A 14,657-nucleotide genomic window follows, 5' to 3' on the forward strand; every position below is an offset into this window, starting at 1 on the left:
ATTTTAATTTTTAGTTAATTACCGCGAGGTATCGATTTAGAGCACTCGCACGTATACGGGATTTCCATAAACCCGGGCGATCTTGACCCGATCTCCCGGTTTAGGAGCGTGGATCATATAGCCATTACCTAGGTAGATCCCAACGTGACTGGAGTAGTTCACCATATCGCCCGGTAGGGCTTGCGACTTAGAAACAAATCTTCCGGCTCCACGTTGGTGTTTTGCCCGCCGCGGCAGCGTGATCCCGGCAGCGTTCTTATATACGTAGGAGGTCAGTCCCGAGCAATCAAAGCCTTTGGGGGTGGAACCGCCCCATACGTAGGGAACCCCGATGAACTTCTTCGCATAAGAAATAATTTCGGAGCGAGAGGCGCTACCGCGCGAAGTCGATTTCTGATTAGTCGCCTTGTTTGCAGGCTTGTTGGTAGCTTTCGACTGGCTCTTTTTGGCGGGTTTGCTAGTAGAAGTTTGTTTCGGAGCCGGAGAACTATTATTGGTTTCCTTTTGCTCCTGGGCTTGCTTCTTAGCTGCTTCCTCCCGGGCTTTTTGTTGCTCTGCCTCTTTACGGGCTTTTTCTTCCGCAGCTTTCAGGGCAGCCTGGGCAGCAGCCTCTTCACGCGCCTTCCGCTCCGCTTCGATCTGCGCTTGGCGTTCTTTCTCAGCCTGCTCAGTCACTCCGCGCGCGGCCGCTAACTGCTTAATTAGCTCCTCACGCTGCGCACCCAAATCGGCAAGCTGTTTCTCAGAGGCAGCCTTAAGTTGGTCGGCTGCGTCCTTTTGAGTTTTAAGTTCGTTAGCCGCCTGCTCTCGATCCTGTTTCGCCTGGCTGGCACGTTCTTGCAGGACGCTGGCAACTTTGGCAATCGAATCAAAAGTCCGCATCTGGGAATCCGCCTTCGAGCCGAAGAGCTCGACGGAGACCTTCCTCATTTCCACAGTCTGCAGACCATCAGCGTTCAGGTAGGGAGTGAGCGAAGAAAGTGATCCTTGCGTGGTGTAAACAGTGCGTGCTAGGCCGGCTAAAGCCTTGCGAGCTTGCTCCACTTTTTCTTGTGCCTCTTGAGAATCCTGGGCAGTCTTATCTGCTGCCTGCTTGGCGACTACCAGGTTAGAGATGGCATCGTTGTAGCCGGCTTCAGCTTCCTCGGCTAGATCGCGGGCGTCCTGAGTCTGGGCACTGACCTGAGCAAGTTGTGCCTCGATAGCGGCTACCGAGTTAGCGGCATCAGTTTCTGCAGCCTTAGCTGCTTCCACCTTGTCATCTGCAGGTGAAGCAAATGCTACGGGTGCAAAAATTGAAGCGGAAGCTGTTAGAGCGAAACTGGCCGCAATGACCAATGCCCTTTTACCAGCTTTTTGTCCCGCAAAATTGTGGGGCTTCATAGCTTTCCTCCTAGAGCGACTTTGGGAGTTATAAGTCGGACTAACTGCCACAATACCGCGCTTTCGTACCTCTAACAACAAAATTCACATTAACAACAGGTGCAACAAGGGCTAGATCGGAGGAGATTTAGATTAAAAGTGCTACTTTTCAAGGAGGTATAGTTAATTTACAAAAAGAAACACGCGGAAAATGCCGTAAAGTGAAATATATCACTATCTGAGGTTATCGGCGTTTTCCGCGTGTCTGGCAGGCAGGAAATTACTCGGTTATCTGTCCGTCGAAGAAATCAGCGACTAGGCCAAAATACTTCTTTCCATTTTCTGCTTCCCACTGCTTCATTCGCTCACGCGAACGCCGGATTTCTTCCTCAGCTTCTTTACGTCCTACCCAATGGGCGCCCTCAACAGATTTACCTGGTTCCAAATCTTTATAAACCTCAAAGAAGTGCTGAATTTCTAGGCGGTGAAACTCAGAAATATCTTCAATCTCGGTGCGCCAAGAGGCGCGCTGATCAGCAGCAGGAACACATAAAACCTTATCGTCACCACCGTTCTCATCGCGCATCCGGAACATCCCCAGTGGCCGGCAACGGATCACGCAACCGGGGAAAGTGGATTCTTCTAAGACCACCAGGGCATCCAAAGGATCTCCGTCCTCGCCCAAGGTTCCATCAATAAAGCCATAGTCATCGGGGTAGCGAGTGGAAGTAAAAAGCATACGATCCAGACGGATGCGGCCTGTACCGTGATCAACCTCGTATTTATTACGGTTTCCTTTCGGAATCTCAATGGTCACATCAAATTCCATGTGTCTTTCCCCTTCCCGCCCAAATAGGCTAAGTGTGCGACAATCGGGGCAAAAGTATTACCGCCGAAGTCGTGGCATCTGCTTTATATTTAAGAATACGTGGAAAATTCATAAACGAGGGGAAGAATGCGAAAATCTGTACTTTTACCGCTAATTCTCCTGGTAGCAATGGTGGCAAGCGGCGTCGGTTATGGCGTTTTGGACGCCTACAACCTAGTGCCAGGGATTCTAACCTTAGAAAATGAATCGGTAGACATGCCCGAAACCGTGGAGATTAGTCTTACGGATGCCGGCAATAAGGAAGTAATAGGAATAAATGAACACGCTGCGAAAATTACCGCGGCGCAAGTTCAGCCTCTAATGCAACAGCTGGTCGCCCAAGCGCAAAACGGTTTGCCCCCAAATCCTGATAGCAACGACCCGGCCGCCAATATGCCGGTGGCGACGGGAAGCAGAGTCGGCGCGATAGTAATAGACACCGCCAGCGGGAAAACTCTTGGCCAAGTAAACGCCGACCAGCTAATGACCCCCGCCTCTTCCAGTAAAATCGTGGCAGCGGCAACTGCCTTGAAAACTCTCGGACCCGATTACCGTTTCACTACTTCGACGCACTTGGCAGGCGAAAAACTATTCTTACGAGGAAACGGGGATCAGCTATTATCGGCAGGTTCTGGAAATCCCGCTGCCACTGCCGGACATGCCGGACTAGCAGACTTGGCGGCCCAAACCACGCAAAAACTCAAAGACAAGAAAACTACTACGGTGCAGTTATTCTTGGACGAGAGTGCTTTCGGGGATCAAAATCCGCTTGCGAACTGGCAAGCCCAAGGCAATGACAATTACGAAACTAAGCCCACCCCCATCGCGATCAACAACGGATTAGCTAACCCCGAGCTGTCATACGGATACTTGCCCGACCCCGGACTTTCGGCAGCGGAACAGTTCGCGGCACGACTAAAAGACCAGGGTATTAAGGTGGGACAGATCCAGCGTGGTGCTACCCCCAACGATGCCCGCAAAATTGGGGAAGTAAAAAGCGCTCCCTTGCATGAAGTTATGCATGAAACCCTTAAAGAATCGAACAATATGCTGGCAGAAGTGCTGTGCAGAGCTTCGGCAGCGAAAGCCGGAACCGGTACGAACTTTTCCGGGGAAATAAAAATTGCCCAAAAGGTCTTAAATGATCTAAAACTCGAGGGTGCAGCTTTTGCCAATCATGATTGCTCGGGACTATCCACTGAAAACCAGATCAAACCGCAATTATTAGCCGCGCTAATGCAACAAGCTGCTCGCGGCGACGATCCCCAGCTGCGGCCGCTGGTCGCCTCCCTTCCTGTTGGAGCCCTAGATGGCACCTTGCACGATCGATATTTGCAAGCAAACGGCGCCGGTAATGTACGAGCAAAAACCGGGTCTTTGCAGAACTCGCGGGCGCTCACTGGTCTCGTGACCACTAAATCCGGTAGAACTCTCACTTTCTGTGTGATTGTTGATTCCTTCAAAGAGGGAACCGGCACAATCGCGCGCGGCGCCATCGATAACTTCGTAAACGGACTGGCAGGTCTGTGACCCGGCAACCGCAAGGCGCGCGAGGACGGATAGAAAGAGCCGTCCTCGCGCAGCTAAAACATCTAGAAAAACACCATGCGCGGGCAACCTTAGTAGTGGCTTGTTCGGGCGGCGCCGATTCCCTCGCCCTCGCTGATGCTATTATTCGTCTGGCACCTTCGAGGGAATTTAAACCAGTAGCAGTCACCGTTGATCATGGTTGGCGCGCAGAATCGGGTGCGCAAGCACGAAAAGTGCAAGAAATACTGACGGGCTTAGGGTATAGACAAGTGGAGCTACTCACCCTTCCTGATGCGCAAATAGCCGGTAAAGGCAAAGAAGGTGATGCCCGCAAAAGGCGCTACCAGGCTCTAGAAGAAGCCGCCAGCAGGTACGGTTCTTTGGGTGAAAATGTTTTTATCCTTTTGGGGCATACCCGTGACGATCAAGCAGAAACTGTGCTTTTGGGGCTGATACGTGGCAGTGGCGCGCGCTCGATTGCGGGAATGCGTAGCTGGGATGAGGGCGCCGGAGAACACAGTGCTAGACGCGCCGGCTATCTGCGACCACTCCTGGCGCTGCCCCGCCGCGACACCGTAGCTGCTTGCCACGAAGGGGGACTGTCTTTTATCGACGACCCTTCCAACTATCCCGAAGGACCAGTTAGAGCTGCAGATGGTACGGCTCTGCGGCGGTCAGCCCTGCGGTACCACGCCTTACCCGCCCTCGAAAAAGCCCTCGGGGTAGATCCGCGCCCCGCCCTCGCCCGCACTGCCGCCCTGTTGCAAGCAGACTTGGATGCCTTAGACAGCCTAGCTGCCGATTGGTTTGCCAAGACTCAGCGGGGTGAGGGAGAGAATGTAACGCTGGAAACCAAGGGGCTACTTGCGCAACCAGCGGCGATCCGCAAGCGGGTGTGGCGCCTGGCGGCGCTAAAGGCCGGGGCGCGAGCCTCAGACCTGCGGAAAGTTCAACTAGATGCCGTGGATTTTATGGCTACCCACCGCCGAGGTACCGGCCCGATCCAACTGCCTGGGAAAGTGACCTGCACCCGAGTGACAGGAACCTACGAACTTTACTTTCACGCGCAATCGAGAGGATAGACTGGGAAAATGGACGCAAATGATATGGGCGATGCGCTGGAGCGGATATTGATCAGCGAGCAGCAAATCGCGGACAAACTGCAAGAAATGGCCACCCAAATCGATCGCGACTATCGCGGCCGAGAAATCTTATTAGTCGGGGTGCTCAAAGGAGCCACGATGGTGATGGCGGATCTGGCTCGCCTCATTCACACCCCCCTAGAAATTGATTGGATGGCGGTTTCCTCCTATGGGGCTTCTACCAAATCCTCTGGAGTGGTGCGGATTCTCAAAGACTTAGATTCCGACCTGGGGGGACGGGATGTGTTGATAGTAGAGGACGTGATTGATTCCGGCTTAACTTTGGATTGGCTCACCCGCAACCTTTCTTCGCGGGGCGCGGCCTCGGTAGAAATTGCTGCCCTGCTGCGCAAACCGGAGGCGGCGAAAGTTGCAGTTGACGTGAAATACGTGGGATTTGATATTCCCAATGATTTCGTGGTGGGGTACGGCCTGGATTACGCGGAAAAGTACCGGAATCTCCCGTTCGTGGGAACCCTCGCCCCGCATGTTTACCAATAGTGGGTCAAGCAGGTTCACTGAACCGCGCACTGGGAAGAAACGGTACCTCGCGAGGGTAAAATTCGGCTGAGGGTGACCAAAATAAGCAATTGGAGCCCAAAGCGTTTAGGCTTGTCTCTATGAAATAACGCCGCCTGGCGGCACCGGATAATAGGGTATGAAACCGATAAATGGCGAAGAAGAAAAAAGAAAATAAGAAATTTTGGCTGAAATGGGGGATCCCGGCGATAGTAATAATCGCTGTATTTTGGGTGATCTCCCTGGTAATGGCGCCTACCGTTATTGACACCTCCGAGGGGATAGCGCTACTAAAAGGCAAAACCGTTGAGCGGGCGATAGTCAATGACGGCACTCAGCAGGTAAAGCTAGAATTATCGAAGAAGTACACCCCCAAAAACTTGGGGAAAGATGCCCAGATGATTCCGCAAGGCGCCACGAAAGAGGTCACTTTTACCTTTGTGCAATCCCAGGCGGAACAGGTAAATGAACTAATCCAGGACGGGAACCTGAAGAAGGGATATAACTCGATTTTCCCGACCGGTTCTTGGTGGTCAGCGCTTTTACAGATGATGATTCCGCTGCTACTGTTCTTTGCCCTGATCTGGTGGGCGATGTCCCGAATGCAGGGCGGCGGCATGATGGGATTTGGGAAATCCAAATTCAAAAAGTTTGACGCCTCCGCTCCCAAGATTACTTTCGCCGATGTAGCGGGAGCCGATGAAGCGGTAGAGGAGCTCCGCGAAATTCAAGAGTTCCTGGCCAATCCCGCGAAGTTCCATAACCTGGGGGCGCGGATCCCTAAAGGCGTATTGCTGTGTGGTCCGCCCGGAACCGGTAAAACTTTGCTGGCCAAGGCGGTAGCCGGGGAAGCGAAAGTTCCCTTCTTCACCCTCTCCGGCTCGGAATTCGTAGAAATGTTCGTGGGCGTGGGCGCCTCGCGGGTGCGCGACCTATTTAGCCAGGCTAAAGAGTCCGCCCCGGCGATCGTGTTCGTTGACGAAATCGATGCGGTGGGGCGTCACCGCGGCACCGGTATGGGCGGTGGCAATGATGAACGCGAACAAACCCTAAACCAGTTGCTGGTAGAGATGGACGGGTTTGACGAAAACACCAACGTCATTTTGATCGCCGCCACCAACCGTCCCGATGTACTCGATCCGGCGTTGCTGCGACCGGGACGTTTTGACCGGCAGATAAACGTAGATGCCCCCGATATCAAGGGGCGGAAAGCAATTCTGCAGGTACACGCCAAAGGCAAGCCGATGACTACCGATGTGGATCTAGAACAGATCGCGAAACGTACTCCCGGCTTTACCGGTGCTGACCTGGAAAATGTGCTTAACGAAGCTGCTTTGCTAACCGCTCGTTCTAATGCGGATCTGATCGATATGCGGGCAGTTGATGAGGCTATCGACCGGGTAATTGCCGGGCCACAAAGACGCACTCGGGTTATGAATGACCACGACAAATTGGTTACCGCCTATCATGAGGGCGGACATGCGCTTTGTGCGGCTGCCTTGCGATATACCGATCCGGTTACCAAGGTTACGATTCTGCCGCGTGGGCGCGCCCTGGGGTACACCATGGTGATGCCGGTTGAGGATCGCTATTCGCGCACCCGTAACCAGCTGTTAGATGAACTGGTTTACGCCATGGGAGGGCGAGTAGCTGAAGAGCTAGTATTCCTGGATCCTTCCACCGGTGCCTCTAACGATATTGAAAAGGCCACCGCTACTGCTCGCCGCCTCGTAACCGATTTCGGTATGTCCGACAAGGTAGGGCCGGTGAAGCTCGGTAAAGATGATAGCGAACCTTTCTTGGGACGCGATGGTATCTCCAGTAGAAACTATTCCGAGGCAGTGGCCAGCACTATCGATGAAGAAGTACGCAGCTTCCTAGATACTGCCAATCGTGAAGCCTGGGAGATCCTTACTCGCAATCGCGGGATTCTCGATGATTTAGCTGCCCGACTAATTGACAAGGAAACCCTGCTAGAAGAAGAACTAGAAGAGATCTTCTCTCCGGTTCAAAAACAGGCAGAACGCACCGTTTGGTCCTATGGTCAAGAAGGGGCAGTCCCCGGAGCGGTTTTTGGTAAACCGATTGCTGGTTCCCAAACTCCGGCTACGGCTCCGATTCCGGAAAATCTAGCGGTAGAGGGCGAGTAACTCGTGGGTTACAACCAGGATGGAGTAGAAAAGGCGATTCGCGATTTGCTGATCGCGATCGGTGAGAACCCCGATCGGGAGGGACTGCAGGAAACCCCGGCACGGATGGGTAGAGCCTGGAAAGAAGTAATTTCTGGGATGCACTCAGATCCGGCAGCGCCCCTCGAAAAACAGTTTCACGTGGACGATGAGGAAATGGTGATGGTGCGGGGGATCCCTTTCTACTCCCTGTGTGAACATCATCTGTTGCCCTTCTTCGGGGTAGCGCACGTGGCCTATATTCCCCGTGAAGGCCGGATTACGGGACTATCGAAACTAGCGCGAGTAGTAGAGGGATTCTCTCATCGTCTGCAGGTACAAGAAAGACTCACAGCACAGGTCGCCGATGCTTTAATGGAGAAACTGGATCCGCGGGGCGCCGCGGTAGTTATCGAGGGAGAGCATCTTTGCATGTCCATGCGCGGAATCAAGAAGCCGGGGGCGCGTACCACCACCTCAGCGCTGCGCGGGGTCATGCGTTCTGACCCGCGCTCGCGGGCGGAAGTGCTTTCCCTAATACGCTCAAACTAGTTAGTCTAGGCGTTTTATCGGGTTGAAGAATGGAGAAATGCTACTTTTGCCCGCCTCCAGACCAAAAGCACGTTTAATGCCAGGTAGGCTAGAATCATGACAATCCGCCAGATTCCTGACTTTTTAACGCCCGGACGCACCAGAGTTATGGGGATCATTAACGTCACTCCAGATTCTTTTTCTGACGGTGGCGATTGGTTCAATCCTGAAAAAGCGATTGCCCACGCCCTCGAGTTGGAAGCCGCGGGTGCCGATATCCTCGATATTGGGGGCGAATCCACCCGGCCGGGAGCCGAGTCTTTAAGTCCCGCGCAAGAACAACGTCGAGTGCTGCCGGTGATTGCCGGTTACTTAAAAGCATCTCGCAACCCGCTGCCAATTTCTTTAGATACTGTCAATGCGGAAACCGCTGCCGCTGGCATAGCTGCCGGAGTACAGGTCATTAATGATATTTCTGGGGGAACCCTAGATCCGGGGATGCTTAAGGTGGTAGCCGAAACCGATGCCTACTATATTTGCCAACATATGCGCGGTAACCCCAAAACTATGGATAGCCTGTGTGACTATGGCGGGGACGTGACCGGCGGGGTTTGTCAAGGGCTGAAAGAACGCATTGAGGCCTGCGAAAGTGCCGGAGTTAATCTGACGCGTCTGATTTTAGATCCTGGTTTAGGGTTCGCAAAAAGCGCTGAGCAGTCTTGGGAGCTGTTGGGTAACCTAGAGCAACTGGCAAAGCTGGGATATCCCTTGCTCATTGGGGCTTCCAGAAAACGGTTCTTAGAAATGGCAGTTCCCACCGGCTGGGACAATGCTTTGCCCGCGGGGATTAAGGCGGGAGCCAGACGGCGGGAGGACGCTACCACCGCGGTGAGTGCGCTTTGCGCCGAGAGTGGAGTTTGGGCAGTTCGGGTACACAATGTTGCGGCTTCAGCTAGTGCGGTCGCAGTGGGGCAACTGTGGAGGGAAGCAGCATGTCGCTAACTCAAGAAGAAATCAGTGAACGTTTGCAATACCTCGACCACATTAGTCTGGTGGGGATTGAGGAACGCGGACGGCATGGGATGCTCGATCATGAACGCCAAGACGGTCAACTATTTCTAGTTGACGCCGATATTTACTTAGATCTGCAGGGTGCCGGGGCTAGCGACCGGATCGAAGATACCGTCGACTATTCGCAGATATCGGCGCTGATTAGCCGGATTATTACTGGCCCCCCCTGCGACCTGTTAGAAAAAGTTGCTACCCAGATTGCCGAAGAAACTCTGGAACTGGAAAACGTCCAGGCAGTGCGGATCTGTTTACATAAACCTGAGGCGCCTTTGGGTCTAGAAAAACAAGACGTAAAGGTAACCATTTGGCGGGGTCTGGAGAATCTACTTCCCGAGGAAGAAGAACCTTTGGAAGAGACCGCTCCCTTATCCCTGGCAGAGATCGCGGCGGAGGGTGCCGCCGAACCGGGAGACACTTCCCCCGAGGAAGCAGATAATCCTTTAGAACAGGCTCCCACCTCCCCTAGGCAAGTGGTTGTGGCCATGGGAGGAAACCTAGGGGAAGTTTCTGCTACCTTCCGAGAAGTAGTTGCGCAATTGTCGCAAACTAGTGGGATCGGGGTAGTTGAAGTTTCTCCTCTGGTGAGGACGGCTCCGGTACTTAGCGAACACCAGGAAGAGCAACCAGATTACTTAAATGCGGTAGTAATCCTCTCCACTATGCTTTCTCCTTTAGCGCTTTTGCAGGTATTGCAAAATCTTGAGGACGAGCACGGCCGGGTGCGAAGCGAGCGCTGGGGGGCACGCACTCTGGATTTAGACATCATTGATTATCAGGGCGTTACCAGCAAGGATGAGCGTTTGATTCTGCCGCATCCGCGGGCTAGTCAGCGCGCTTTTGTGCTCTTACCCTGGTCGCTGGTAGCCCCGGCAGCCGAACTTACCGGGGTAGGCGAAGTGGTAGTTTTGGCAGACTATGCCCCGGATCGGGATGGAATAAAAGAGATCTACCCCGATTGGATAGACAATAACCATCCGCTAACCGAAGCGGGGACGGGATCAATCCCCTTACCGCGTTGGTCGGCAATTTCTCGTCCTGCGGTTCCGCCGCGAGTATTAGACGATGCTCGAGAGTTGCATCCTACTGGAGAAGTATCGCAGGTGGATAAGCTTAGTTCGCCGCTTCCTGCAGCTGCCGAGGAGGCGCCTTCTGCGCAGGATCCCCCGCTTCCACTTCCTCCTACCTCCTCCGCGCAGCCCACTCCTCCCGCCCCCTCTTTACCCCTGCCGCACCTGGGTAATGATCGCCCCCAAGCAACAGTGATCTTAGATGAGGAACCAGAAGAAGTATTTGAGAAGCAAGAAAGGATAGCGCCAAAGCCTAAGAAAAAGAGCTGGTGGCAGCGGATTAAAGCTTTCTTTGTAGGGGAGAAAGCAGATCCCGAGCAATTTATGCCGGACTTTGAGCAAGCCGACCACCTGACGGAAATTGCAGTCGGATCTGAGCATTCCTGGCAAGCGCTGCCTAATCCTCCCGTACCCGCTCCGCCCTCCTCGCCAACGCAGACTGAAAGCGCCAAGACGGGCGCCGACGAGGAAAAAAATCCGGCTGCAGCGCAGAATACCGTCCCAGAAGCGGGAACTACTAGCGAAACTAGGGAAGCTAATGACAGTCAGCAAGAAGATGCTGGTGACGCCTCCCAAGTTATGGAGGCAACCGAGGGAGCGAGCAACGAACAGCCAACTGAAACCATGAAGCGGGGCAGTGGCCGTCACGCCGGCAGGCTGGTTACCGGTCCGATTCCAGCTCCGGAGGACTCCCCGCAGCCGCTCCCGCTAGATATTGAGGCGGGTAAAGTTAACGATAGTAGCGATGCTCGCGGGGAAGACGAATCTAGAGTGGAACGCAAATCGATTCTGCGTCCGACTACTACCGGAGCGATCCCGGTGGTTAAGCCGGAAACAGACCGAACTGCACAACCTACTGCAGTTTTCGATCCGCTAGCGGATTCCAAGTAATAATATGCGGCCACTGCGAAAAGTTAGCCTGTTAGCCCTGGGGGCAACGGCGTTATTGGCGGGATTCTTCCTCAGTGATTTGGCAGTGAAAATGGGGGGCACGCCTTTGCAATTCAGCCCCATTCTCACGGTGCTGATCTTTTGCGGGGCGGTGGTACTCGCAATTTTTGGGCAGGCCGTCAAGCGTTTGCGTGACGGGAAACCCTCCTGGATGCAGCTAGCGAAAGCCCCGATTGTAGCGCTGGTAGCCCAAGCCTCCGCGGTGTGGTCAGCTTTGTTCTTGGGGTACTTACTGTCCCAGTTGATCTTGGCGTTCCAGTTGCGTCATGCGGAAATAGCGGGTTCGTTTGCGGGAAACACTATTGCTTTAGCGCTGGTGAATCTGGCGCTACTAGTGGTCGCGCTGCTAGTTGAATCCTGGTGCATTATCGATGACGGCGATGACGGCTCACCGGGGGCAAATGTTGCTCCCGGTGGCGTTAATCCGGCTTCCCCCTAGCGGCTTGGGGTAACCTAAGGGCATGAGTCCAGACCAACGCCGACGCTCTCCCGAGCGGGTACGCCCTTCGCAAGCAACTTTTTGGGTACGCCGGCTAGTAGCAGTGCTAATTTTGGCGGTGTTGATTGCTCTAGTGGCATTAATTGTTCGTTTCGCCTGGTCGTGGATGCAGGCTGCCGATGATAGCAAGCAGCGTGCGCAAGCCGAACAAGCCAAAAAAGAGGTCGTAACGCAACCCACTACCTGTAAGCTGGCAAATATTAGCTACAAATTGGAGCCGGAAAAGACTGAAAACCAGGTGGGAGCGGGCGTTAACTTCAAAATAGTTTTACATAACACCAAAGGTAATCAGCCTTGCACTATGAATGGGGCTATAGACAAGGTGGGCGTAAAAGTTATTACCGGTGAAGACACGGTGTGGGAATCTTGGAAATGTCAGGGGAAGGTTCAAGAACAGCCACTGCTGCTGGGAACCGGCATGGAATATGACACCACCCTCAAGTGGGATGGGAAAACTTCAAACGGTTGCGAGAAGGGCGATATGGCGCAGGCCGGCACTTACCGGGCTATTCCTGTTCTCTATGGGAAAGAAATCACCGACGCGAAAGCCGTCTTTACTTTGAAGTAGCCTCCCCCTCGGGCAGGGCGATCATTACTGCTTCTGCCAGGTTAGTTACCGGATGTAGTTTCATCCCTTTGGGGGCAGTAACTTCATCGGCTCCCAAGCGAGGTATCAGAGCGTGACGAAAACCTAGCCGCGCGGCCTCGGATAGGCGCTGCCCCACGCCCACGGTAGCGCGGATTTCGCCGGTTAAGGATACCTCCCCGATAGCCACCATTTTTTCTAGGGGAGGACGTGACTGGGTAGCGCTGGTAATGGCTAACGCCACCGCCAGATCTACTGCCGGTTCGCTGGTTTTGGCGCCTCCCACGGTGGAAACATAAACGTCACATTGGGAAAGGGCGAGGCGCAGGCGGGCTTGCAATACCGCTAGGGTCATTGCCACCCGCGAATAATCCAGTCCCGAGGTGGTGCGCCGCGCTGACCCCCCAGACACCAGTGGAGACACTAAAGCCTGGATTTCGGTAGGCATCGGGCGTCGTCCCTCGAGGGTTACGGTTACGCAAGTCCCGGGTACCCGCGAGGAAGTCTGTGACAGGAATAGTCCCGAAGGGTCTGCTAACCCGATAATTCCTTTCTCTACCAGTTCAAAACAACCAACTTCATCGGTGGCGCCATAACGGTTCTTGACTGCCCGCAGCAGCCGCAAGCGGGTATGACGATCCCCCTCGAATTGGGTAACTACGTCAACTAGGTGTTCCAGGACGCGCGGGCCGGCAATCCCGCCCGATTTGGTTACGTGCCCGACTAGCAGAATCGGGATTCCGCGGCTTTTGGCAACCTCGATTAAAGCCGAGCAGACCGCGCGTACCTGGGTGACATTCCCGGCTTGCCCGCTGACCTGTCCGGAGGCAATAGTTTGTACCGAATCTGCAATCACCAGTGAAGGGGAGCATTGATCGATGTGCCCCAGGACACTTTCCAATTCGGTTTCCGCAGCCAGTAAGAGATTATCGGTCAGGGCGCCGATCCGCTCTGCTCGCAGACGCACCTGTGCGGCAGATTCCTCTCCGGTTATATACAGTACCGATTTGTTTGACCAGGTGGACGCCACTTTTCCGGCAACATCCAATAAGAGGGTAGATTTGCCGACTCCCGGTTCGCCCGCCAATAAAACCACTGATCCTGCCACTAGGCCGCCGCCGAGAACCCGGTCTAGTTCCCCGATCCCCGTGGGGATGAATCTAGCGTCAGCAATATCGACTTCACTGATGGGCAGAGCCTTATTTCGAGGAGTTTTGCCTGCGATCTTATTGCGAGAGGGTGCGGATTCCTCAGCCGGGACGCTTTCCTCTAGCGTTCCCCAAGCTTTACAGTTACGGCATTGCCCCAGCCACTTGCTAGATTGCCAGCCGCATTCGGAACATTGATAGCTTGTCTTTACCTTGGCCATGCCCTAACTTTAGCGCGCCAAGCCTAGGAAGTATTCGAGCGGGGTAGGCTGGAAGCAGAACGCTTGATTATCTACAGTTGGGGATAAAAGGAGGACGCAGATGGCGAAACGGGATACTGGCGCATCTGGAGTGCTAGTTATCGGTTTGGGGCGTTTCGGTTCGGCGGTTGCCGCCTCATTAGAGAGCCTAGAGCGTGAAGTGTTGGCGGTAGAAAAGTCTCCGCGGATCGTTACCCAATGGCAGTCGCGCCTACCGGTGGTGCAGGCCGATGCTACCAGCGCTGAAGCCTTAGAGCAGCTGGGCGCCACCGATTTTCAAGCCGCCGTAGTGGGAGTTGGGACTGCCCTAGAAGCATCGGTACTGATCACCGCGAACTTGGTGGATCTGGGGATCGGGTCGATCTGGGCTAAAGCCACTTCCTTAGAACATGGATCGATCCTAAAACGAATCGGTGCTCACCACGTGGTTTACCCGGAATATGATGCCGGGGTGCGCACCGCGCACCTGGTAGGGGGCAAGATGCTGGACTATATCGAGATGGATCGTAAGGGCTTCTCGGTAGTGAAAATGCGTCCGCCCAAGGCCTGTCACGGCTTTACTTTGGCGGAACTAGATACTCGCTCCAAATATGGGGTCACGGTGATTGGGGTGCTCTCTCCGGGCGAGCCTTTTGAATATGCTTCTCCCCAAACCCGGGTAGATGCTAACGACATCATTATTGTTTCTGGGGACGCCGAACTTTTGGAGCAGTTTGCGCAAATGCCTTAACCGGCTTTTGGGGTCAAAATCGAGTTTCGAGGTCTTTAGACGATTGCAGAGGGCGCGGGGCGGCTAATCCCGCGCGGGTTTCTAGCGTTTCTGCTACCCGGATTAGGAAGGTAAATCTTACGATCGGTGTAGTTAGGTTCTGACGCCAGAACTATCCGATGATGGGGCGTTCTTCGGGCATTCTGATTACCCGGCGGGGGGGGGGGGGGGGGGGGGGGGGGGGGG

The 14,657-nt window shown here is 54.2% G+C and carries 13 protein-coding genes; 10 read left to right on the forward strand and 3 right to left on the reverse strand.

Features of this window, described 5'->3' with window-relative positions; genetic code table 11:
• Positions 1 to 36 precede the first annotated feature (36 nt).
• Together L0M99_RS08605 and L0M99_RS08610 are read right to left on the reverse strand one after the other, a co-directional pair.
• Complete coding sequence (locus tag L0M99_RS08605) at positions 37 to 1,383, reverse strand: NlpC/P60 family protein (protein WP_024060093.1); 1,347 nt, start codon at positions 1,381 to 1,383, stop codon at positions 37 to 39.
• A 259-nt stretch (positions 1,384 to 1,642) separates the two neighbouring features.
• Entirely contained in the window at positions 1,643 to 2,191 is a 549-nt protein-coding gene (locus tag L0M99_RS08610; protein WP_238128376.1) for an inorganic diphosphatase, read from the reverse strand.
• A 126-nt stretch (positions 2,192 to 2,317) separates the two neighbouring features.
• Here L0M99_RS08610 and dacB point away from each other — a divergent pair, with 126 nt between their 5' ends.
• The 9 genes from dacB (at position 2,318) to L0M99_RS08655 (ending at position 12,276) form a co-directional block, all read left to right on the forward strand.
• The gene (dacB, locus tag L0M99_RS08615) at positions 2,318 to 3,760 is read left to right on the forward strand and encodes a D-alanyl-D-alanine carboxypeptidase/D-alanyl-D-alanine endopeptidase (protein WP_024059655.1); all 1,443 of its coding nucleotides are present in this window, start codon (positions 2,318 to 2,320) and stop codon (positions 3,758 to 3,760) included.
• A complete protein-coding gene (gene tilS / locus L0M99_RS08620; protein WP_024059656.1) occupies positions 3,757 to 4,842 on the forward strand; it encodes a tRNA lysidine(34) synthetase TilS in 1,086 nt (361 codons plus the stop codon). The genes dacB and tilS overlap by 4 nt, the downstream gene beginning before the upstream one ends.
• Before the next feature lie 9 nt (positions 4,843 to 4,851).
• Complete coding sequence (gene hpt / locus L0M99_RS08625; RefSeq protein ID WP_024059657.1) at positions 4,852 to 5,403, forward strand: hypoxanthine phosphoribosyltransferase; 552 nt, start codon at positions 4,852 to 4,854, stop codon at positions 5,401 to 5,403.
• Positions 5,404 to 5,573: 170 nt separating this feature from the next.
• Positions 5,574 to 7,571 carry an ATP-dependent zinc metalloprotease FtsH gene (ftsH, locus tag L0M99_RS08630; protein ID WP_024059658.1) on the forward strand — a complete coding sequence of 666 codons (1,998 nt, stop codon included), beginning with the start codon at positions 5,574 to 5,576 and terminating at the stop codon, positions 7,569 to 7,571.
• A 3-nt stretch (positions 7,572 to 7,574) separates the two neighbouring features.
• Positions 7,575 to 8,141, forward strand: a complete 567-nt coding sequence (gene folE / locus L0M99_RS08635; protein ID WP_024059659.1) for a GTP cyclohydrolase I FolE — start codon at positions 7,575 to 7,577, stop codon at positions 8,139 to 8,141.
• A gap of 96 nt (positions 8,142 to 8,237) precedes the next feature.
• Complete coding sequence (gene folP, locus L0M99_RS08640) at positions 8,238 to 9,122, forward strand: dihydropteroate synthase (RefSeq protein ID WP_024059660.1); 885 nt, start codon at positions 8,238 to 8,240, stop codon at positions 9,120 to 9,122.
• A complete protein-coding gene (gene folK, locus L0M99_RS08645; protein WP_238128377.1) occupies positions 9,113 to 11,149 on the forward strand; it encodes a 2-amino-4-hydroxy-6-hydroxymethyldihydropteridine diphosphokinase in 2,037 nt (678 codons plus the stop codon). Before folP ends, folK begins: the two co-directional genes overlap by 10 nt.
• A gap of 4 nt (positions 11,150 to 11,153) precedes the next feature.
• On the forward strand, positions 11,154 to 11,648 hold the full coding sequence (locus L0M99_RS08650) for a DUF3180 family protein (RefSeq protein WP_024059662.1): 495 nt from the start codon (positions 11,154 to 11,156) through the stop codon (positions 11,646 to 11,648).
• A 22-nt stretch (positions 11,649 to 11,670) separates the two neighbouring features.
• A complete protein-coding gene (locus tag L0M99_RS08655; protein ID WP_024059663.1) occupies positions 11,671 to 12,276 on the forward strand; it encodes a hypothetical protein in 606 nt (201 codons plus the stop codon).
• On the opposite strand, the gene radA is transcribed toward L0M99_RS08655, so the two are convergent.
• Positions 12,263 to 13,663 (reverse strand): DNA repair protein RadA, encoded by a 1,401-nt coding sequence (gene radA / locus L0M99_RS08660; RefSeq protein ID WP_024059664.1) that lies wholly within the window; start codon positions 13,661 to 13,663, stop codon positions 12,263 to 12,265. The genes L0M99_RS08655 and radA overlap by 14 nt on opposite strands.
• Positions 13,664 to 13,763: 100 nt before the next feature.
• On the opposite strand from radA, the gene L0M99_RS08665 reads away from it, so the two are divergent.
• On the forward strand, positions 13,764 to 14,432 hold the full coding sequence (locus L0M99_RS08665; RefSeq protein ID WP_024059665.1) for a potassium channel family protein: 669 nt from the start codon (positions 13,764 to 13,766) through the stop codon (positions 14,430 to 14,432).
• The last annotated feature ends 225 nt before the right edge of the window (positions 14,433 to 14,657 follow it).

The organism is Varibaculum cambriense (assembly GCF_022133705.1).
Taxonomy (GTDB): domain Bacteria; phylum Actinomycetota; class Actinomycetes; order Actinomycetales; family Actinomycetaceae; genus Varibaculum; species Varibaculum cambriense_A.